Origin of the sequence: Corynebacterium sp. HMSC071B10 (genome assembly GCF_001814825.1) — a bacterium.
Lineage (GTDB): Bacteria > Actinomycetota > Actinomycetes > Mycobacteriales > Mycobacteriaceae > Corynebacterium.
In genome coordinates this window covers 122,000-143,245 of sequence record NZ_KV818007.1, presented here as the reverse complement: position 1 = coordinate 143,245, position 21,246 = coordinate 122,000, and the positions used below count along the sequence as shown (strand labels likewise).

At 62.7% G+C, this 21,246-nt stretch carries 18 protein-coding genes; 4 read left to right on the top strand and 14 right to left on the bottom strand.

Annotation, left to right across the window (positions count from 1 at the left end):
• Window positions 1–128: 128 nt before the first annotated feature.
• Genes rlmN through frr form a run of 3 tightly spaced genes read right to left on the bottom strand, consistent with a single transcriptional unit; the run spans window position 129 to window position 2,787 of the window.
• Window positions 129–1,232: a dual-specificity RNA methyltransferase RlmN gene (rlmN, locus tag HMPREF2990_RS07330; protein WP_141757839.1), complete on the bottom strand. Its 1,104-nt coding sequence runs from the start codon at window positions 1,230–1,232 to the stop codon at window positions 129–131.
• A 43-nt stretch (window positions 1,233–1,275) separates the two neighbouring features.
• A complete protein-coding gene (locus HMPREF2990_RS07325) occupies window positions 1,276–2,184 on the bottom strand; it encodes a phosphatidate cytidylyltransferase (protein ID WP_210399970.1) in 909 nt (302 codons plus the stop codon).
• A 45-nt stretch (window positions 2,185–2,229) separates the two neighbouring features.
• Window positions 2,230–2,787 carry a ribosome recycling factor gene (gene frr / locus HMPREF2990_RS07320; protein WP_070763642.1) on the bottom strand — a complete coding sequence of 186 codons (558 nt, stop codon included), beginning with the start codon at window positions 2,785–2,787 and terminating at the stop codon, window positions 2,230–2,232.
• 72 nt (window positions 2,788–2,859) lie between these two features.
• Between frr and HMPREF2990_RS07315 the strand changes: the two genes are divergently transcribed.
• The 3 genes from HMPREF2990_RS07315 (at window position 2,860) to HMPREF2990_RS07305 (ending at window position 11,064) form a co-directional block, all read left to right on the top strand.
• Entirely contained in the window at window positions 2,860–3,978 is a 1,119-nt protein-coding gene (locus HMPREF2990_RS07315; RefSeq protein WP_070763640.1) for an amidase family protein, read from the top strand.
• A 168-nt stretch (window positions 3,979–4,146) separates the two neighbouring features.
• The gene (locus HMPREF2990_RS07310) at window positions 4,147–8,700 is read left to right on the top strand and encodes a YPDG domain-containing protein (protein ID WP_083317062.1); all 4,554 of its coding nucleotides are present in this window, start codon (window positions 4,147–4,149) and stop codon (window positions 8,698–8,700) included.
• A 9-nt stretch (window positions 8,701–8,709) separates the two neighbouring features.
• The gene (locus HMPREF2990_RS07305; protein ID WP_141757838.1) at window positions 8,710–11,064 is read left to right on the top strand and encodes a hypothetical protein; all 2,355 of its coding nucleotides are present in this window, start codon (window positions 8,710–8,712) and stop codon (window positions 11,062–11,064) included.
• 110 nt (window positions 11,065–11,174) lie between these two features.
• Here HMPREF2990_RS07305 and pyrH read toward each other — a convergent pair whose 3' ends face one another.
• The 3 genes from pyrH to rpsB all read right to left on the bottom strand — a co-directional run bounded on the left by pyrH (window position 11,175) and on the right by rpsB (window position 14,055).
• Complete coding sequence (pyrH, locus tag HMPREF2990_RS07300) at window positions 11,175–11,858, bottom strand: UMP kinase (protein WP_246817498.1); 684 nt, start codon at window positions 11,856–11,858, stop codon at window positions 11,175–11,177.
• 194 nt (window positions 11,859–12,052) lie between these two features.
• On the bottom strand, window positions 12,053–12,871 hold the full coding sequence (tsf, locus tag HMPREF2990_RS07295) for a translation elongation factor Ts (RefSeq protein WP_070763632.1): 819 nt from the start codon (window positions 12,869–12,871) through the stop codon (window positions 12,053–12,055).
• A gap of 251 nt (window positions 12,872–13,122) precedes the next feature.
• Window positions 13,123–14,055: a 30S ribosomal protein S2 gene (gene rpsB, locus HMPREF2990_RS07290; RefSeq protein ID WP_038591248.1), complete on the bottom strand. Its 933-nt coding sequence runs from the start codon at window positions 14,053–14,055 to the stop codon at window positions 13,123–13,125.
• A gap of 288 nt (window positions 14,056–14,343) precedes the next feature.
• On the opposite strand from rpsB, the gene HMPREF2990_RS07285 reads away from it, so the two are divergent.
• A complete protein-coding gene (locus HMPREF2990_RS07285) occupies window positions 14,344–14,859 on the top strand; it encodes a M23 family metallopeptidase (protein ID WP_070763630.1) in 516 nt (171 codons plus the stop codon).
• On the opposite strand, the gene HMPREF2990_RS07280 is transcribed toward HMPREF2990_RS07285, so the two are convergent.
• From HMPREF2990_RS07280 to rplS, 8 genes are all read right to left on the bottom strand, one after another.
• Complete coding sequence (locus HMPREF2990_RS07280; protein ID WP_070763628.1) at window positions 14,856–15,749, bottom strand: tyrosine recombinase XerC; 894 nt, start codon at window positions 15,747–15,749, stop codon at window positions 14,856–14,858. The two genes, HMPREF2990_RS07285 and HMPREF2990_RS07280, sit on opposite strands and share 4 nt — an antisense overlap.
• A 29-nt stretch (window positions 15,750–15,778) precedes the next feature.
• The gene (dprA, locus tag HMPREF2990_RS07275) at window positions 15,779–16,951 is read right to left on the bottom strand and encodes a DNA-processing protein DprA (RefSeq protein ID WP_070763626.1); all 1,173 of its coding nucleotides are present in this window, start codon (window positions 16,949–16,951) and stop codon (window positions 15,779–15,781) included.
• Window positions 16,948–18,456, bottom strand: coding sequence for a YifB family Mg chelatase-like AAA ATPase (locus HMPREF2990_RS07270; protein WP_070763624.1), 1,509 nt, complete (start codon window positions 18,454–18,456; stop codon window positions 16,948–16,950). The genes dprA and HMPREF2990_RS07270 overlap by 4 nt, the downstream gene beginning before the upstream one ends.
• A complete protein-coding gene (locus HMPREF2990_RS07265) occupies window positions 18,443–18,823 on the bottom strand; it encodes a YraN family protein (RefSeq protein ID WP_070763622.1) in 381 nt (126 codons plus the stop codon). The genes HMPREF2990_RS07270 and HMPREF2990_RS07265 overlap by 14 nt, the downstream gene beginning before the upstream one ends.
• Before the next feature lie 109 nt (window positions 18,824–18,932).
• Complete coding sequence (locus tag HMPREF2990_RS07260) at window positions 18,933–19,244, bottom strand: DUF2469 domain-containing protein (RefSeq protein ID WP_070763620.1); 312 nt, start codon at window positions 19,242–19,244, stop codon at window positions 18,933–18,935.
• Window positions 19,244–19,897 (bottom strand): ribonuclease HII, encoded by a 654-nt coding sequence (locus HMPREF2990_RS07255; RefSeq protein ID WP_038591267.1) that lies wholly within the window; start codon window positions 19,895–19,897, stop codon window positions 19,244–19,246. The genes HMPREF2990_RS07260 and HMPREF2990_RS07255 overlap by 1 nt, the downstream gene beginning before the upstream one ends.
• 3 nt (window positions 19,898–19,900) lie before the next feature.
• Entirely contained in the window at window positions 19,901–20,590 is a 690-nt protein-coding gene (lepB, locus tag HMPREF2990_RS07250) for a signal peptidase I (protein WP_070763948.1), read from the bottom strand.
• A gap of 225 nt (window positions 20,591–20,815) precedes the next feature.
• The gene (gene rplS, locus HMPREF2990_RS07245; protein WP_070763618.1) at window positions 20,816–21,163 is read right to left on the bottom strand and encodes a 50S ribosomal protein L19; all 348 of its coding nucleotides are present in this window, start codon (window positions 21,161–21,163) and stop codon (window positions 20,816–20,818) included.
• Window positions 21,164–21,246 lie beyond the last annotated feature (83 nt).

Here is a 21,246-nt window from a genome sequence, read left to right as displayed (position 1 = left end):
AGACAACGCGCGCAGCAAAACCCCAGGTCGTGATTCGGCGTCAGAGCCAAACGGAGCTAGCTCCATTTAGACATGCGAAAAGACGCCCGCAGCGTACTCCCAAAAACGGCGAACCCCAAGCCTCGCGCCTACCCCGTCTTCTCGTCGGCGGCGAGCTGACCGCAGGCGGCAGCGATCTCCTGGCCCTTAGTGTCGCGGACCGTGCAGGTCACGCCCTGGGCGATCACGCGGCGCACGAACTCGTCCTGGCGCTCGCGCGGGGAGGCATCCCACTTGGAACCCGGGGTCGGGTTCAGCGGGATCAGGTTGACGTGGACACGGGACCCGAGGGCGTTGTGCAGTTTCTTGCCCAGCATGTCGGCGCGGAAATCCTGGTCGTTGATGTCGCGGATCAGGGCGTACTCGATGGAGACGCGTCGGCCGGTTTGGTCGGCGTAGTAGGCAGCGGCGTCGAGCACCTCGGAGACCGCGAACCGGTTATTGATCGGCACGAGGGAGTCACGCAGCTCGTCATCAGGCGTGTGGAGCGAGACGGCGAGGGTGACGGACAGGCCCTCGTCGGCAAGCCGGCGGATCTGGGGTGCCAGACCGACCGTAGAGATGGTCACGTTGCGCTGGGAGATGCCGAAGCCGTCCGGACTGGGCTGGGTGATCTGGCGGACCGCGGACATCAGGCGGTTGTAGTTGGCCAGCGGTTCCCCCATCCCCATGAACACGATGTTGGACAGCCGCGAACCTTCTGCCGCCATCATCGCGGCCGCGGCGCGGACCTGATCGACGATCTCCGCCGTCGACAGGTTACGGTCCAGCCCGCCCTGGCCCGTGGCGCAGAAGGGGCACGCCATGCCGCAACCTGCCTGAGAGGAAATGCATAGCGTGGCGCGGTCCGGGTAACGCATGAGGACGGACTCGAGAAGGATCCCATCGTGAAGACGCCAGAGCGTCTTGGTGGTGTCCCCCTCATCGGTTTCCACCGTGCGAACGGGATTGAGCAGAGTGGGAAACAGCTCGTCCTTGACCAACTGGCGCTGAGCCTCGGGCAGATCCGTCATGGTCAACGGGTCGGCCTCAAATTTGCCGTAGTAATGGCGGGCGATCTGGTCAGCACGGAACTTCGGCAGCCCCAGCTCTTTCAGCTTGTCGATGCGCTCCTGCTTGGACAGGTCCGCGAAGTGCTTTGGCGGCATGCCGCGCTTCGGCGTCAGCAATTGGATCTTGGGTACATCGCTCATAATGCAGCCATTCTTGCACGTAGAGCGACACTTTTCTAATCCGCTAGAACGGGTTCATAATCGCTGCGGCGTTCAGCAACATGTAGGTCGCACTCGCCGCCGGCAACATGCCGTCGAGACGATCCATCAGCCCGCCGTGGCCCGGCAACAGGTTCGACATGTCCTTGATACCTAGCTCGCGCTTGAACTGGCTTTCCACCAGGTCACCCATCGTGGCGCACAGCACCAAAGCAATGCCTAAGATGATGCCCATCCACCACGGGCCCTGAATAAGGAAGTGCACCACTGCAATGCCCGTAAGCACGCCAAAGCACACCGAACCTGCGAAACCTTCCCACGATTTGTTCGGGCTGATCGCCGGTGCCATTGGGTGCGAACCAAACATGACGCCGGCCGCGTAGCCACCGACGTCGCTCGCCACAACGCACAGCATGAAGGCGGCGATGAAGCGGCTGGCGGGGAGCGAGCCCTCGTCGATAAGCGAGATCATGGCAGCGAAGCTGCCGAACAGCGGGATCCACACCAACACAAAAATGCCCACCGCGGTGTCGCGCAGGTAGTTTTCCGGAGTGCGATGTCGGCCGTTGTGGAACAGCCGGTAGAACATGAGGAAGAGCGCGGTGAAGGCGAACCCGGTGACCAGGCCCGCCGTGCCATACGGCGCGGAGGCCCACAGCATGATTTGGCCCAGGATAATCAGCAGGGTGCGCGGCTGCTGGTAGCCCACCTCGCGCAGGCGGGTGAGCACCTCCCACATCGCCAGCGCCACTGCGACCGCGACCAGCGGGTACCAGGCGTAGGGGCCAATCAGCAGTGCGGCAATCACCAACGCCCCCAACACGGTCGCCGTGGCGATCGCCACCGGGAGGTTACGCCCCGCGTTATTCTTCGGGGTCGGAGCCTTCAGGCGGATCTGCGGCCACTTGGACGCCTCGGAACTCGGTGATTGCACTTTCGCCTCGCTGATTGAATGAACGACCTGGACCTTGCAGGAGGTTTAGACCTCCATCAGCTCGTCTTCCTTGCGCTGCACCAGCTCGTCGATCTGCGCGACGTAGGTCTGGGTCGTCTTGTCCAGTGACTGCTCCGCGGTTTTGACCTCGTCCTCGCCCGCGTCGCCGTCCTTCTGGATCTTCTTCAGCGACTCCATGCCCTGGCGGCGCACGTTACGGATGGCAATCTTGCCCTCCTCGCCCTTCTGCTTTGCGTGCTTAACCAGGTCGCGGCGGCGCTCCTCGGTCAGCTGCGGCACGGTCACGCGGATGACCTGGCCGTCGTCGGTGGGGTTGACGCCCAGATCCGAGTTGCGGATCGCGTTCTCGATCTCCTGCAGGGTGGACATGTCGTAGGGCTTGATCAGCAGCATGCGCGGCTCCGGCACGGAGATCGTAGCCATCTGGTTGATCGGGGTCGGCGCGCCGTAGAAGTCCGCGATGACGCCGTTGAACATCGCCGGGTTTGCGCGGCCGGTACGGATGGTGACCAGCTCGTCGCGGGTGTGCTCGACCGAAGCGGTCATGCGCTCTTCGGCGTCCAACAGAACATCATCAATCATGGTTTTCCTCACCTGTAGTTGTAAACGTTCCCCACTAATCTACCAGCGACACCGGCCCCCTACACTTATGCCATGCAGCATTCGGCGTTTACTCACCGCGCGCAGCTCACCCTGCCCCACCACGGCCCCCTGCCGCGCTCCCGCACCCGCCTTTCCGGGTGGGAGGTGCCGGTCAAGGACTCGGTGGATGTCGCCGGCTGGCCCACCACCAACGGCAACCCGGCCCGCACGTACACCGCCACTGCGACTGATCCGATCGTGCACATGATCCTCGGTGCCGGTGCCACGATCCCGGGCAAGACGCTCACCTCTGAGCTTGGCGCGACCTGCTACGCCGAGCGCCCGGACGTGCCCGTCCTCGAGTCGCCCGCGCACCCGGGTTGCACCCCCGGCGGGTCGTCGACCGGTGCCGCCGTCGCGGTGGCGGAGGGCCAGGTGCGCGCCGCCCACGGCACCGATGCGGGCGGCTCCCTCCGCGTGCCCGCCGCGGCTTGCGGGATCGTCGGTTTCAAGCCGGCCTCGCCGCACGTTGCCGCCCACGGCTTCCTCACCCGCACCGCCGCCGACCAGTGCGCGCTCTACGGCATGCAGCCCTCGGCACCCCACCGCATGCGCATCGGGCTGCTTCTCGACGCCCTCCTGGTCCCCTCCGAGACCTCCTCCTCAATCGCCGACGCAGTCGAGCGGGTCGCGTCGAAGCTGTCCCGACACCACGAGGTTGTGCGGATCCGCTCCTACCGTGAGGCCGGAGAGACCTTCGAGCACTTCTCCAACCGCATCCGCCACTCCTTTACCAGCATCGACCCGCTGGACAACGAGTATCTGCAGTGGCTCAACGAGGAGGGCTCCCGCGTGACACCTGCCGACATGCGGGCAGCACGCGAGCACATCGAGGCGCTGCCCCACCTGCTGGCGCAGCAGTGGGACGTAGACGTGGTGCTTTCGCCCACGCTCAGCAGAACGCCGCCCAAGCTGGGATACTTCCCCTCGCTCACGCCGGAGGAAAGCTTCTACGAGCAGACCGTGTGGTCGCCCTGGTGCTCGGTGTTTAATGTCACCGGCAGTATGGCTATTTCCGTGGGCGGGATCCACCTGGGCGCGCTCGGCGGGGCGGGTGCGCCTTCGGTCAGTGCGACGGAACTGTTGAACCTGGCGTGGCAGGTGGAGGGGCTGGGTTTCCGAGGGATGTGACAGCTCCCACACACATATAAGCGGTCTATCGTTTTGGAGACTAGGGGGAACATGAGTCGCGCCAGTTTTACGAATGTCCACATTTAATGTGCAAACCTAGGTGGCACACACTATCCTGAGATTAAATATCCAGGTGTACAGGTGATGTACAGCTACTAAGGAGCGCACATGATACGTACAGTCCCCGCCGCAGCAACTACACGTCGACGGGGAGTGTCCGTCGCCGCAGCTGCGTTGTCTTTTGCGTTGGTTGCACCGTTTGCGCAGCCGATTGCTGCGCCGCAGTCTGCTGCGGTGGCCTATGCTGGTACGCCGGCCGAGGCTGGCCAGCCGAATGACGCCGGTAATGGTGTCAAGTACCCGGGTGAGATTAACGGCGTCTACCAGTCGGTGGTGGATGAGCAGCGCTATACATTCACCCCGGGGGAGCCCAAGGTTGAGGGCGCGATTGCGGCCGATGCGCCGCAGGGGACGAACGAGTCCATTGAGGGCTATGTGATCCACCAACGTGATGGTGACCTTTCGGTGTACCCGGGTGCTCGTGATCCGTGGAAGCCGATTCCGATGGCAGGTGTGCGTGTGTACGCGCAGTGGACTGAAAAGGGCGGCATTGTTTCCCCGGTGTATACCGGTGTGACGCGCGAAGATGGTAGTTACACCATCAATATGAAGCCCTTCACCAACGCGAAGGGCGAGGTCGTCAAGTTCGATGCGGACCCGAATAATCCGCAGTACGAGAAGATCCGCGTGTGGGTGGACAACCCGGATACGGATAACTTCACCCAGCTGTACGGCTACAACTTCGGCCACATGGGCCCGAACGCGAACACGGTTGATACCCCGGGTGGCATGGGCTGGTTTGTTGGTTCTGACCGTGTGACCAATGTGCGTTTCGCGTTTGGTGAGAAGACCCGCCACGACATCATGCACCGTGATAAGGCTGATCAGAACCCGGTTGTTGGTAATGGTCCTGGTCAGATCAAGGGTAACCTGTTCTGGCACTTGTACCAGACGGCGGGCGCGTTTACCCCAAGCCTGATGAACCAGATGAACGGTGCGGACGTGCCGGCAACTGGTATGAAGGTCTTTGCCTCCTACTTGTCTGATTATGCGGTCAATGAGATCAATGAGAAGGCTGCGAACGACCTTGGGTTTGATGAGATCCGTGGTCGTGGTTGGACCAATCGTAATGAGACTGCGCTGCAGAACTGGATCAAGCGCAAGATGGCCGAAGAGGGCAAGGATAAATGGATTGCCGAGACTGCCGAGGCGACTGTTGGCAGTGACGGCAACTACACGTTGCAGTTCAAGGGTTCCTTCGGCCGCAATACCGGGGTGACCAACAACGTGGACCGTGGTTACGATGATGGTGCGCTTATCTACACCGACTTGGCTCGTAACAACGGTGACGAGGTGACCTTCCCGGACGGTTCGAAGCACAATGCGTATAATTTGTTTGGTCAGGTCGCGCCTTCTCCTGATTACGGGTCTTGGCTAAAGAATATCACCGGGCGTGGTGGTGAGAACTTGCCGAAGCACGTGAACTGGGACTGGTTGTTCTTCTCTACGGAGGAGACTGTAGGTCTTGGTCAGTTCACGCCGTTCCACAACAATTCCTTCTTGCCGCGTAGCCAGTACGTGTTCAATGGTGAGGGTAAGTGGGCTGGTGGCATGGTCTACGGTGCTGCCGAGCACTACCTCGCAGAAAACCGCCACGTGTTGTACTCGGACTACATTGTTTTTGACGTGCTTGAGTATGACACTCGTGATAATCCTGCGAAGCCGGGTGCGACGGTTCAGACCAAGACTGCTGGTCTGCCGACGCAGTGGAATGAGGGCCTGCAGTATCAGATTGAGTGGGTCAACCAGGAGACCGGCGAGGTCGTCCACACATGTGACCCTGTTGCCCCGGAGCCAAACGGCACCATTCCTTCGTGCCAGCTCGATACCACTGGTGTTGAGTCGACGACGACGTTCACGGCATATCTTTACGCCGTAAGTAAGGATAAAGCTGAACGCGGTCAGGCAGTCGCGGCTGATGCTTTCACTGTGCTTGTTGGTTGGCAGCCACTGTATGGAGCGACTCAGGCTAGACCTCGCGAAGTGGCGAGATCCAACGCTCCGGCCTTTGACAACACGGAAACGGATGCTGTCGAGACTCTCAGCGCTGAGGAGCTGAAGGCGGAAGACGAAAATAAGGAGCCGACGAAGTTCGCGCTGCCGGATACCTTTGAGTATCCGGAGGGCTTCACCGAGGATGACATCAAGGTTGATCCCGAAACTGGTGTGGTTTCTGTGACCTTCCCGGCTGATGCTGCGAATAAGGATTCTCTTGAGGTACCGGTGCAGGTTACCTACAAGGACGGCACGGTTGCGACGGGTATTGCGCCGTTTGTTGTTGAGTCGACCGAGCGTCACTCCGACAAGCTTGAGCCGGAGTACAAGCCTGGTAACGGGCAGCCGGGTGAGGATGCCACGGTTGATGCTCCGAAGTTTAAGGAGACCGACGAGAACGGCAAGCCAACGGGCAACCCTGGTGACAAGCCGGATGGCACGAAGTTCACCAAGGATGACAGCAAGACTCCGACGTACACCGATGAGGAAGGCAACCAGAAGGACCTCCCGGAGAACGACGTAAAGGTTGACGAGAACACCGGTGAGATCACTGTTACGGTGCCGACGGATGCGCACCCGGATACTGAGATCACAGTTCCGGTTGTGGTGACTTACCCGGATGATTCCGTGGATAAGGTTGACGCCACCGTCAAGGTGGGTGATCCGGATCCTACGAATGCCGAGGAGCTCGATCCTGAGTACAAGGATGAGTCTGGTAAGCCGGGTGACAAGGTAGAGGTTGACAAGCCTGTCTTTAAGGACAAGGACGGCAATGAGGTCACGCCGCCGGAGGGCACCACGTTTGAGAAGGGCGAGGGTGCTCCTGAGGGTGTGACGGTAAACGAGGATGGTTCGATTACCGTTGATGTTCCTGAGGATGCCAAGTCTGGTACCGAGATTGAGGTTCCGGTTGTTGTTACCTACCCGGATGGGACGACAGATGAGGTCGAGACCACTGTCACGGTTGAGCAGCCGGACACGACTGCACCGACGATTGATCCGGTTGCCCCCGGTGACAGGGTGATCACGGGTAAGGATGATCGCCCGAACACCTCAATCTCTGTGACCATTCCGGGTGTCGATACACCGATTGCGACCACGACGGACGAGAACGGTAACTGGAAGGTCGAAGTTCCGTCCAATGTGGAGCTCAAGCCTGGTACCAAGATCACGGTGACGGATGAGGTCGGTAACTCCTCTCAAACCACAGTGCGGTCTCTCGAGGTGGCCGAGAAGCAAAACAACGAGTACGACCCCTCCTACGCCGTGACCTGGGGGCGCGCTGGCCAGAACGTAACGTCCGTGAAGCCTGTGTTTACCCGCAACCTTTCCGGGTTTAGCTTCAAGAGGCAGCCCGCACCTCAAGGTGTGAAATATGCACTTGGGGCTGGCGCACCGGCTGGTGCAAAGATCGATGCGGAAGGTCGCGTCACCGTCCAGCTTCCAGCGAGCCAAGCGGAGATGGCTCCGGTCCCGGTGGTAGTGACGTACGCTGACGGGACCGCGGACACGACTGCGGCAGAGTTCAAGTTCCGCCAGCGCCCGCTGTCGGAGACCATCGATATTGAGTACCACCAGGGTGTCATGGCAGCACCTGGCGAGACGGTCCAGGTCAATCATCTTGAAAACGACCTGCCGGAAGGTACAGAGTTTATGCTCGCGCCTAGCCAGGACTTCCAGGGATGGTTTGTACACGTGGACCCGGAAACTGGCGTTGTCAGCGCAACCGCTCCAGAAAATGGTGGTGCCGACTCCCTGAAGGTCATCGTGAAAGTGTCCTACCTGGATGGGTCGGAGCAAGAGGTCCCAGTGGGCGTGCGCAAGAAGCCGAACCCGGCAACCTCCCAGTACCAGCCGAAGTACGAGAATGCCTTGGTAAGCAAACAGACTGCACACCAGGCCCCTCAGCTGGTCGGCCTACCGCAAGGGACGAAGTTTAGCATTGCTAACGACGGCGGCCTGGACGTCCAGGTGAACGAGAGGACCGGCAACCTGTCGGTGCAGGCACGCCCTGACTCGATGCCGGCGGCTTCCCACCAGGTCACCGTCCGTGTGCAGTACCCAGACAACACCAGTGAGCTAGTCACCGTGACGTTCACCGTCGACTCGCTTGCACGCACCAACACCACCACCTGGAAAACCATGGAAGTGCCGGTGAAGGGTATCGCTGATGAGTCGCAGAAGAACCCCGCGCCGAAGCACACCCACTTCGCCATCGCTGAAGATTTTGCTAAGCCTGGCTGGGCCGTCGAGGTCGACCCCACCACGGGCAAGCTGACTGTGGCGGCGGACAAGACGGTGCGCGTTGGTGAGGCTGCAGAGATCCCCGTTGTCCTGACGCTGCCGGACTCCTCGCAGCGTGTAGTCATGGTCAAGGCAGTCGCTGCGGCGGAAACCCCGACGTGTAACACTGCGGGGTCCTCCGCTTTCGGGTCGTCCTCGCAAGGCAGCTCAGACGAGTGTGTGGCCGGCTCTTCGGAGTCCCGCTTTGGCATTATCGGCATCATCATTGGCGTGCTCACCCTGATCGGTGGTGCCGGAGCCGCGCTTTTCCTGAATCAAGACACTGTTCGTGACATCCTCCGCCAGAACGGCATCAACATCTAAGGACCAGCAATGCGATTTTTCCAACCATTCACTGCACTTGCTGCAACTGCGGCACTGCTCACTGCAACGATGGTGGTGCCGGAGACTCCAGTGGCACAAGCGGCTGTTCGCATCAATGAGAACAAGGCGACTGTCGAACAAGGAGATACAAACGGTGGTGCATTCACGGGATTTGATTTATCCGCGTCAAAGATGAGCACCTTCCGCTACTCCAATCCCCTGTCTGCTCCGGGTCTGCTGGAACTTAACTTCCAGGCCAGCGTGCTGTTCTACGAGCTTGATTCGTGGGAATCGTTTTCCACAAACACCACGGTGACACGTAAAGACGCCAACACGGTTGTCATGACTACGGATCACGGAGATGGCCGCCGCATCGTGCGTACGTACGAGTTCAATGGCTCCAAAGCTACGGTAACGGTTGAGGCCTCCCGCGCAGACGGCGGGATTGTGCTGGTAGACCTTACGAATTGGTTTAAAGACACAGCTCCGAACTACACCGTGAACAAGGATAGGTCGAAGTACCACATCGTGCCAGAAAGCGCCGGTTACGAATTGGATTTGGCCTTCGAAGGGGCTGATCAACACGGCTACGCCGATGAGTTCTCCGAGGCGTCCGAAGACCACCCTGGCCAGTTCCGCTACCAGACGGCACGCTGGCAGGGCAAGGGAGCCGTCACCGCGAAGGCGGTAATTGAGGTTGCAACCCAACAAGGCGCTGCTGATTTAGATGGCGATGGGCTTCCAGACCAGTGGGAGGAAGAGGGCGTCACCATTGACGGTACGGTTTATGACTTGCCGCGATGGGGCGCACGGCCTGACCAGAAGGATCTGTTCCTGCAACTCAACTGGATGAAATCCGAGTGGGAGACCAACAACTGCATTGATGCCGTGACACCGGTACAACTTGCCGAATGTGGCCGCATGGATACCACGTCGTTCCGTCCTCAGCGCTCGACGCTGATGCAGCTTGAGCAGCTTTTTGACGAGCACGGGATCAAGCTCCACATCGATGCAGGACCGCTCTACAGCCCTGACTTTAGGCTGGATGAGACGGAGGGCGGCAAGACGCTCGATTACAAGCAGTTCCCCTTTGATTCGGGCGACCCCCTCCGGGAGTACCAGGCGGAGCTGGGTAGCCGCGAGAACATTTTCCGCCGCGGTGTCATTGGCGGTCAGATGGAAGATGGCGATGTCCAGAAGGCAAGCAGTGGCCGCGGCACGTTAGGCGGGTCAACATTCTACGTAGCCAAGTTGCCGCAAATGACTGAGAACGACGTGCGCAATACCATCCTGCACGAGTTCGGCCACACGCTGGGCCTTAACCACGATGGTGCAGAGACTGCGGAGAGCCGTGCGCACAGGGGCCGCAACTACATCCCTGAGTACCGGTCCACGATGAACTACCTGTACCAGTTTGATAGGGATTACGGGTTTGTGTATTCCACTGAGGGTGCGCAACATGGCCCGCGGTCCGAAGCCGAAGTCAAGAATGCTGTCCCCCACTGCAAGAATCAGCAATGCTTTACCGGGGCGTTCAATATTCCAGCGGACTGGCCCAATCTGGCGTTGCGTAACCCGGTCTTGGGCAAGAGCGCTGGTGTGATCGGTTTGCCGGAGGATCACGCTGAAGAGGTTGAAGAGGATCGCTCGGTGCGCGACTTGGAGATCATCGCGGCCGAGTCCAACAACGGCAAGGGCGGGTTAAGCAACGACACTGACAATGCGAGCAACACGGTCGCCGTTGGCAACCCGGGGAACTCCATCCGCATGGTTGTCGACAACAAGGGGCTGGACCCCGAGGTGTTTTCGCTTGAGGTTGCATGGCCGAAGGGCTCCGTAACCAAGCGCGTTGCGACCGAGGGCATCCTGCATGAGAAGTACAAGCAGCCGGTGGATATTGCACTGGGCACACTGGACGGCTATCAGAAGAACACGATGCCGGTCACCTTTACGCTGCGCAACAGCAAGAAGGAAATCCAGGAGAACTTCACGGTTGATATACCAGTGATCCGCGTGACCAAGGACGAAGCGAAGGCTGTGCTGGCTGATTCGCAGAACCATGCTTCGGACGTGGTCAAGGAGGACCTGAAGGCCAACCTTGAACCACTGGTGAGGGCAACACCTACACCGGTTCCTTCGACTTCGCGCCCAGCGCCCACCACGGCACCAACAAGCGTGCCGACGCCGAAGCCGAGTACGCCGAAGCCGATCCCAACGCGTGCCACGCAGACCCCTGTGCCCACGCCGTCGGATAGCAACGGCTCGAGTACTTCCCCGGGCCTCATCGTTGGCATTGTGCTGGCGCTCGGTGGTGTGCTCGCCGCCGCGTTTGGTTGGTGGTACAACAACGGCGGGTCGTTCTAACCACGAGAAGCACTGAAGCCGCCACCCAACTCATAATGTGTTGGGTGGCGGCTTCGCCATTGGCCCGTCTATGGGGCCTAGGAGCGGCTCAAAGCGCCAAGGGAGCCCCTCTAAGCCACCAGCGTCCCGATCTGCTCGCCGGCCACCGCACGCGCGATGTTGCCTTCCTTGAGCAGGTTGAACACCAGGATCGGCATGTTGTTGTCCATGCACAGCGAGAACGCGGTCGCGTCCGCCACCTTCAGCTCCTGCTCAAGCACCTCGCGCGGCGAGACCTCGGTGAGCAGCTTCGCGTCCGGGTTGGTGCGCGGGTCGTCGTCGTAGACGCCATCCACACCCTTGGCCATGAGCAGTACCTCGCAGCCGATCTCCAGCGCGCGCTGTGCGGCCGTGGTGTCGGTGGAGAAGTACGGCATACCCATGCCTGCGCCGAAGATGACCACGCGGCCCTTCTCCAGGTGGCGGGCAGCGCGCAGCGGCAGGTACGGCTCGGCGATCTGCGCCATGTTGATGGAGGTCTGCACGCGGCAGTCCACGCCCTTCTGCTGGAGGAAGTCCTGCAGGGCCAGGCAGTTCATCACGGTGCCGAGCATGCCCATGTAGTCGGAGCGAGCGCGGTCCAGGCCGCGCTTCTGCAGCTCGGCGCCGCGGAAGAAGTTGCCGCCGCCGATGACCACGGCGACCTCAGTGCCAGACTTGGCTACCTCGGCGATTTGCGACGCCACGCTTTCCACCACGTCCGGGTCGATGCCAACCTTGCCGCCGCCAAACATTTCACCGCCCAGCTTGAGCATGACGCGTTTGAAGCCGTTGCGGTCGGGGGCGATATCAGTCACAGTGTGACACTCCTTTTCACGAAAACCGGATGTGCGTGGAAGTTATCGCCCACAATTCTAGCCAGAGAGCGCACGAGAAGATAAACGCACAAAAAGAGCGCCCAACCCCCTGGTAAGGGAGCTGGGCGCTTGCAACCTAGGCAGGTGAAACCTTATGCCTGGCCAACCTCGAAGCGGACGAAGTCGGTGATCTCGATGTTGTGCTCGTCGGCGAACTGCTTCACCGTCTTCTTGGAGTCACCCAGGGACGGCTGGTCGAGCAGGACGACGTCCTTGAAGAAGCCACCCATGCGGCCCTCGACGATCTTGGCGATGGCAGCTTCCGGCTTGCCCTCGTTGCGGGTGATCTCCTCCTGGACAGCACGCTCCTTCTCAACGACGTCGGCCGGGATGTCCTCCTGCTTGAGGAAGCGAGCCTTCATCGCAGCGATCTGCAGCGCAACCTGGTGCGCAGCCTCAGCGTCGTCGCCAGTGTAGGCAACGAGCACGCCGACGGCCGGCGGCAGGTCAGCGGAGCGCTGGTGCAAGTACTTGGCAACGTTTGTGCCCTCGACGGTAGCGGCGCGACGCAGCTCGAGCTTCTCGCCGATCTTGGCAGAGAGCACCTGGAGCGCCTCGTGTGCGGTCTGGCCGTCGACGTCAGCGTTGGCAAGCTCCTCTGCGGAGTTGGCCTTCACTGCAGCGGCAGCGTCAGCGATCTTGGCAGCGAGGTCCTTGAACTCCTGGTTCTTAGCCACGAAGTCGGTCTCGGCGTTGACCTCGACGATGGTGTTGCCGGAGACAGCAACCAGGCCCTCGAGGGCGTTGCGCTCTGCGCGCTTGCCCACGTCCTTTGCACCCTTGATGCGCAGGTTCTCCACGGCCTTCTCGAAGTCGCCGCCGGTCTCCTCGAGCGCCTTCTTGCAGTCCATCATGCCGGAGCCGGTCATCTCACGGAGCTTCTTCACGTCTGCTGCGGTGTAGTTCGCCATTGTTGGGCGATCCTCCTCGTTTAAGGTTTGTGCAACTTCCGCCCCCGCCTCACGCTTTTCTACGCGAGGCGGCCACGCAAGTTGGCTGTGATAAGTAATCGTGTAAAGGGTAGCCGAATTCTTCATCATCGGCATGCTAGACGCGGCTAACAGTCCCCTTCACGCAGTTCACCCCGCGCTTCGCTCGCGTCCCGGCCCAACTATTGGGGCGGACGTGAACCGAAGACGCGGGGTGAATGAAGGGTGAGGTTTTAAGCCTCCTTGTCGGAGCCTTCCTCCTGCTTAGCCTGCTCGGCGGCGCGCACTGCGTGCGGCTGCTCGACCGGTGCGACCTCCTGCGGAGCTGCAGCCTCGGCTGCGGCAGCTGCCTTCGCTGCGTCAGCAGCGGAGACGTCGTCGGAGGATGCGGCCTGCGCAGCGGCCTCGGTGGCCTCTGCTTGCAGCTTGGCGTCGTTGTCGCCTGCGGCGTCGCGAGCTGCGGCGAGCTGACGCTCTTCGCGCTGCTGCTTACCAGCGATGACTGCCTCGCCCACGACGTGGGTGAGCAGCTTGACTGCGCCGATGGCGTCGTCGTTGCCCGGGATCGGGAAGTCGACGAAGTCCGGATCGCAGTTGGTGTCCAGCACTGCAACAACGGGGATGCGCAGCTTCTGCGCCTCGTTGACGGCGATGTGCTCCTTGTTGGTGTCAACGATCCACAGTGCGGACGGGGTCTTGGTCATGTCGGCGATGCCGCCGAGCACGCGCTCAAGCTTGACACGCTCGCGGGTGAGCATGAGGACTTCCTTCTTACCGCGGCCGGCGTAGCCGTCCTCGGCTGCGTCCATCGCCTGCAGTTCCTTCATGCGGGCGATTCGCTTGGACACGGTCTGGAAGTTGGTGAGCATGCCACCGAGCCAACGGTGGGTGACGTACGGCATGCCGACGCGCTCTGCCTCTTCCTGGATGGACTCCTGCGCCTGCTTCTTGGTGCCGACGAACAGGATGGTGCCGCCGTGTGCAACGGTCTCCTTGACAAACTCGAACGCCTCGTCGATGTAGGTCAGGGTCTGCTGCAGGTCGATGACGTAGATGCCGTTGCGGTCGGTGAAGATGAAGCGACGCATCTTCGGGTTCCAACGACGCGTCTGGTGGCCGAAGTGGACACCGGCGTCGAGGAGTTCGCGCATGGTTACAACTGCCATGGGAATGTCTCCTTTGGAGAAAGTAGTTCGGTTATGTACTGGTCTATGTGCGGGTTTTTATCCCACACCCTGGCACCGTGCGTGCCGTGCACCCCTTCTCGAGGGGACCTTTGCCCGGCCCGCGTGTGTCGGCGCGCGGAGTCAGCTGCGCACAAAAGCGCGCATACTGCCGGGACAACTATACGCGCCACATGCCGCAACTCCTAATTGTGGATAACTCGCGCGCGTTATCCACAGATTTTTCGCTTACTCTTCCGCACAAGCGAAGTATCTGCTTTACATAGACGCATGCAATGCTTATCGACGCCCACCCGCTCCCCCATCACCGCCATCCTCCTTACCCTCCTACTCCTAGTTGCCACTTCTACCCCGGCACTTGCCTGGGTAGACCCCACAACCACCGCATCGCACGCCTCGCAGGTGTTACGGCCCGCCGAAATCCCCTTGAAGAACTGGCAGCCCGGTCACCGCGGGGTGGATCTTGCCGCCGAACCAGGTGACACGATCTACGCCGCAGGAGGCGGCACCGTCCACTTCGCGGGTAACGTCGCCGGCACGCCGGTGCTCTCCATCCACCACCCTGAGGGTTTTCGCACCACCTACCAGCCCGTACGCACCGCACTAAAGAAGGGCGATGCGGTTGCCGAGGGCGACGCCATCGGCACGCTCGCCTACTCCCCTCCAAACGCGCCGAACTCGCACCTCGGGCTGCACTGGGGTGCACTGCGCGGGAAGGACGGCTACTTCGACCCGCTCACGCTCCTGGATCCCCCGCAGATCCGGCTCAAACCGCTTGACGCTTAGGCCCGTGGGTGCGCCTGCTCGTAGACGCGGCGCAGGCGCTGAGCCGAGACGTGCGTGTAGATCTGCGTGGTCTGCAGGCTGGAGTGCCCGAGCATCTCTTGGACAACACGCAGGTCAGCCCCGCCCTCGAGCGTGTGCGTGGCCGCGGTGTGGCGCAGCGTGTGCGGCGTGATGTCAGTCAACCCTGCCCGTTGCCCGGCGCGCCCTACGATACGGCGCACCTGCCGTTGGTCGATGCGCGCACCGCGGCTGCCCACGAACAGGGCACGGGTCTTCCCCGCCAGCTCGTCGCGCCCCTGCTCCAGCCAGTCCTGCACGGCCAGGCTCGCCTGTGTGCCAAACGGCACGGTGCGCTGCTTGTTGCCCTTACCGGTAACTCGGGCAACCTGGCGGTCGAAGTCGAGGTCGCCAACGTCTAAGCCGGTGAGTTCGCCGACGCGGATGCCGGTAGCGTAGAGCAGCTCGAGCATTGCGCGGTCGCGTAAGGCTTCGGCGGGGTGAGCGTCGTCGGCGGTTTCGGCCTCGACGAGTGCACCTGCGCGATCGGGGTTGACCACGGTAGGAAGCGGACGGGAGACCTGGGAGGTGACCAGGCGGGCGGCGACGTCGGCGTCGAGAAGCCCTTGCTTGTAGGCCCAGGTGGAAAACCCTCGCGCGGTGGCGGTGCGCCGGGCGATGGTGGTGCGGGCTTTGCCGGCGCGGGCGGCGTCGGCAAGCCAGGTGCGCAGCGTGTCCAGGGTGAACTCGTCGAGCGTGCGCACGTAGCCGCCGAGCGAGCGTAGGTCCGCCGCGTACGCCTTGACGGTGTTTTCCGAGCGGCTCTGCACCGTGCGCGCGTAGTCTGCGTAGTCCGCCGCGGCAGCGAGAAACTGCGTGCCAACATCACTCATGTCACATGAGTGTACTTGTCCCCCGCGGGTTACGTCTGGGTGCGGGACCACACCCGCCGGTTTCGCTGGACGAGTCCGCGGCGCTCGAGCTCCATGAGCAGGTGGACGGTCAACCCGGTGCTCATTCCGGCGCTCGCGGCGATCTCCTCTGCCTCGCGCGCCTGGGTATCGTGCGGCGGGGTGGCGTCGTAGATGCGCAGCTCGTTGTGGCTGAGCTGCTGGACGGGGTTCGCCGCGTATTCGAGTTCGAGCTGCTCCTCACCTTCGCTCGTACCAAGTTCGCCAAGCTGGGCATGGATCTGCTCGCCGTTGAGCACCATGGTGGCTGACCCGTTGCGGATGGCCAGGTTCGCGCCCAGGGAGCCTGCACCCAGGATCGATCCGGGCACCGCCATCGCCTGCCGGTTGTAGTAGCGGGCCCACTTCAGGGTGTTCAGCGCACCGGAACGAAACGCTGCTTCCACCACGACGCTCCCCTGGCTCAGCCCGGCGACCAAGCGGTTCCGGGTAAGGAAACGATGCCGATCCGGGGTCACACCCGGTGGATATTCCGACACAACAGAACCACCCGCCGCCACGATCCGGTCAAAGAGGCGCTCGTTGCGCCGCGGATAGGTGATACCCGGCCCGCAGGCGGCGACCACCACCGTCGGGGTGCGCGCGGCGAGCGCCGCCTCGTGTGCAACCGTGTCGATCCCGAGCGCCCCACCGGAGATCACTGTGTAGCGGTGCTTGGCTACCGAGGTGACCAGATCCTGGGTGGCCTGGTGCCCGTAGGCGGTGGCGGCACGGGTGCCCACAAACGCGACGGACTGCTCGCACAGCTGCGCCAGATCATGCGCGCCGCGCACCCAAAGCGCGTGCGGGGCGGCGGCGTCCGCGATGGGGTTGTCCATATTCTCCCGGCTTGCGAACGCGCCGCGGACAAAAGCCTCCTCGATGCGTGTGCTCGGCCAACCGGCTGCTTCCGGGGTGAGCAGGGCGTAGCCAAGCGAGTGCGCCTGCTCCAAGTCTTCTTCTGGCCGGTCCCAGTCATAGCGGCGCTCGGTGGTACGTAAAAGCGGACCGAGCCAGGATGCGCGGTGCCGAATCCCGCGGGCGATCTCGTCCGCGTCGCGCCCGGCGCGCAGCAGCTCCTGCAGGTGGGTGGACGGGCCTTCGATCACGCGCGAGAGGTACGCCCAAGACGTCAATGCGCTCATGCTGCACGCTCCTCAAGACGCGGGGCGTGCAGTTCGCAGGCGCGGGCGACGTGGTCGATGTCGGGTACGGCCGCGGCTTCGAGGTCCGCGAGCGTCCAGGCGAGCTTGAGCACCTTGTCCACGCCGCGCTGGGTGAGCTCGCCGTGGCCGAGGCGGTGTTCGAGGAAGGTCATGCCGGCCTCGTCGGCTGGGTGCTCGCGGCGCAGCAGCGTGGAGGCCACCTGCGCGTTAGTCAGTGGCGCGCCCCACCTGGCGGCGGCGCGCTCGCGGGCACAGGCCACGCGCTCGGCGATGACCGCGCTGGATTCCGCGCCCTCGGGGCTTAACACCGCGGCGGCCTGGGTGGTGCGGCAGAACACGTCCAGCCGGTCGCGCAGGGGGCCGGAGATGTTGGCCAGGTGGCGGGCCCGCTCGCTGGGGTGGCAGCGGCACTTTTCCTGCTCCTGTCCGCAGGGGCAGGGGTTAGCGGCCATGATCAGCTGGAAGCTGGCCGGAAAGATCACGGTGCGCTTGCCACGGGTAAGCCGCACTTCCTGTTGCTCGAGTGGGATGCGTAGGGCGTCGAGGACGCGGGCGGGGATCTCGGAGGCCTCGTCAAGAAAGAGGACCCCGTGGTGGGCCTGGCTTACCGCGCCCAGCGCAGGGTTGTGCGCACCCCCGCCAAGCAGCATCGTTTTGGTCAGCGAGGGGTGCGGGGCGATGAAAGGCCGGTTGACCACCACCTCGCCGCGCGAGATACCCGCGGCCTGGTGCAGCGAGGTGCACTCGATGCGCTCATGCTGGGTCAAAGGTGGCAGGATCGACGGCAGGCGCTCAGCTAGCATGGACTTGCCGGTGCCGGGCGGGCCCACCAGCATTACGTGGTGGCCGCCCGCGGCAGCGACCTCGAAGGCGGCGCGCTCGTGCGCCTGTCCCGCAATGTCGCGAAAGTCCGGGCCTTCCGAGCTCGCCGCGCAAGCGAACTCCGCGGAAACTGCCTCCAACGCCGGCCCGCCGGTAAGGAACGCGAAGACCTCCCCCAGCGAGTCGGCCAGCCGGATACGGGGATCACCCACCAGCGCGGCCTCGTGCTGATTCGCGCGCGGGATGATGATGGTCTCGATGTCTTGACGCTGGCGCGCCTGAAGCAGCATCGGCAGGATCGCCTCGACCCGGCGTAGCGTGGCGTCGAGAGCCAGCTCGCCGAGCAGCATCGTCGAGCGCAGCCGCACTTGGGCACGCGGGTCCAGACTGCCCAGCACCGCGACGGCGACGGGCAGGTCGAAATGCGAGCCCGCCTTCGGCAAGTGCGCGGGCGAGAGCGAGACCATGATCTTCGTGCGCGGCCACGGCAGCGCCGCATTGGCCACCGCGGTGCGGATTCGCTCGCGCGACTCTTTCACCGCTGCGTCACCCAGCCCCACCATGTGCATCCCGGGCAGGCCCGGGCCGACGTTGGCCTCCACCGTCACCGGGTGGGCGTGGACGGCTTCTACCGTTGCGGTTTGTGTGCTAGCAAGCGCCATCTTCGGCCCCCTGGTAGCGCTGGAGGTGGAACTCGGTGCCGTCGAAAAGCGCCTCGACGACGTCGAAGCGCCCCTCGTGATAGTCGTGCTCATGACCCGCGAGCCACTCGGCTGCACAGCGGCGCATCGTAGCCAGCTTCTTCGAGGTCACGGCCTCCGCGCCCCCGAAGCTGGTGCTGCGGCGCGTTTTCACCTCCACGCACACAATTGCGCCGTCCGGCGCGAGAAAGATCAGGTCGAGCTCGCCGGATCTACATCGCGCGCGGTGCGCGAGCAGCTCGTAGCCGGCCTGCTCGTAAAAGGAAATCGCGCTGGCTTCGCCGGCGTAGCCGAGCTCGTACTGGTTGGCAAAAGTGGTGTGGTGCATGGCCCCTCCCAAAGTCACTAGGTGTTTGTCTTGCGGTGCGTTCGCACACGCCGTACCTAGTTAGACTCCGAAACAGGCCCGCCGGTTCCCTCCGCGGGCTAAAAAACCTCTAGCGCGGATCCGGGAAGGTGATGTCCGGCTTGTCCAGCTCCTCAATGTTGACGTCCTTGAACGTAATCACGCGGACGTAGCGGACAAAGCGCACAGCGCGGTACATGTCCCACACCCAGCAGTCCGACATGCGGACCTCGTAGTAGACGTCCCTGCCCTCAGTGTGCGGGATCAGCTCGACCGCATTTGCCAGGTAGAAGCGGCGGTCAGTCTCAACGACGTAGGAGAACTGGCTGGCCACATCCCGGTACTCGCGGTACAGCGAGAGTTCTACTTCGGCCTCGTAGTTATCCAGTTCCTCAGCGCTCATCAAAGCACCCCTTTTGTGTAGACCTCGTGCGCCTCTTTGACGTTGGCATAACTATAACGGTGTTCAGGTGTCGCGCCGTGGCGGCGCACCGCATCCATGTGCACCTTCGTCCCGTAGCCCTTGTGGCCTGCCAGCCCGTAGCCGGGGTATGCCTCGTCCATCTCCGCGATGAGCCGGTCCCGGCTCACCTTGGCCAGCACACTCGCCGCCGCGATGCAGCGCGCCGCGGCGTCCCCGCCGATGACTGGCAGTTGCGCTACGGGCATGCCGGGGATGCGGAAGCCGTCGACAAGCACATAGCCCGGCTGCACTCCAAGCTGGGCAACCGCGCGGCGCGCCCCGTCCAGGTTCGCGGCTTGGATCCCCCGGTGGTCGATCTCGCCGGCCGGGATGTGCACGATCGCGTGCGCGAGGCTCAGCTCCATGATCGGGGCAAAGAGTGCTTCTCGACGCCGCGCCGTCAACCTCTTCGAATCCGTCAGCCCCTCCAGCGCGCGCAGCGGCTCGGGCGGCAGCACGCACGCCGCGATCGTGATCGGCCCGAAGCAGGCACCGCGGCCTGCTTCGTCGACGCCCGCGACAGGCCCCAGGCCCGCCTTATGCAGTGCGACCTCGTAGGTACGCAGCTGCTTTAGCCTGCGAACACGCCCCATGCGCTACTGCAGGATGTCCGGGCTCTCCACGCCGCCGAAGCGGTTCAGCGGGAAGACGATGCCGAGCACCTTGCCGCGGATGTTCTCGCGCGGGATCGTGCCCTCGAGCCCGTCGCCGAGGTGGTAGCGGGAATCCGCGGAGTTAGTGCGGTTATCACCCATCATGAAGTAGTGATCCTCCGGCACCTCCACCGGGCCGAAGTAGGGCCCGCCGCACGCATCCGATCCCGTGGTGGGATCGACCGGGTAGTAGGACGGCTGCATCATGTAGTCCTGGTTGATCGGTGCCCCGTCCACCATGACCGACGAGTCGCCTTCCTGGCAGGACACGGTCTGGCCGCCCTCGGCGATAATGCGTTTGACCAGCGTGTTCTCATCCTTCGGTACGAGCCCCACCCAGGAGCCAGCCTCCTGCAGCCCGCGGACGAAAGTGTTGTCGGAGCGGTTGGTGGAAAAGCCGGTATTCCAGGAGTCGGTGCCCTTAAACACGATCACATCTCCCGGCTCCGGGTCGTTGAACGCGTAGGTGATCTTCTCCACGAAGATGCGGTCGCCGGAACCGTCCTCGCCGTGCAGGGTGGGCTCCATCGAACCCGAAGGGATGACGTAAAGGCGCCCGATGAAGGTCTGAATAAGGAAGATAAACACCAGAGTAAGCACGATGACCATGGGGATTTCCACGTACCACGGCATTTCCTTCTTGCCCTCTTCCTTGGGCTCCTCGGCCTGGGCTACAGGCGCGCCCTGCTCAGCTGCGGGCGCTGCCGGCACAGTGGTGTCGCGGGGGTATTCCGGCTTCGGGGTCGAGCCGCTCGGCTTTCCATTCACGTTGGTCACTCCGCACACTTTAGCAGCCCACGCAAAACGCCCCGCACACCAATACCTGGCGTGCGGGGCGTGTGCCGAAGCTGAAAAAGCTTAGCGACGCTCCTTAATACGAGCTGCCTTACCGCGCAGTTCACGCATGTAGTACAGCTTCGCACGACGGACGTCACCCTTGCGGACAACCTCGATCTTCTCGATGTTCGGGGAGTGCACCGGGAAGGTACGCTCCACGTCGATGCCGAAGGAGACCTTGCGGACTGTGAAGGTCTCGCGGATGCCGCCACCCTGACGACGCACAACGAAGCCGGTGAAGACCTGGGTACGGGTCACCGAGCCCTCGATCACCTTCACGTGCACGTCGAGCGTGTCGCCCGGGCGGAAGTCCGGAATGTCGTCACGCAGCTGGCCTGCGTCTACAAGATCAATAATGCCGTTGCTCATGTCAAGCAATCCTTTACGTTTAAGGACAGAGGACCCTAGCGGCTTTTCCCATTCAAGGGCGCTCGGCTGGTTCATGTCGCCTA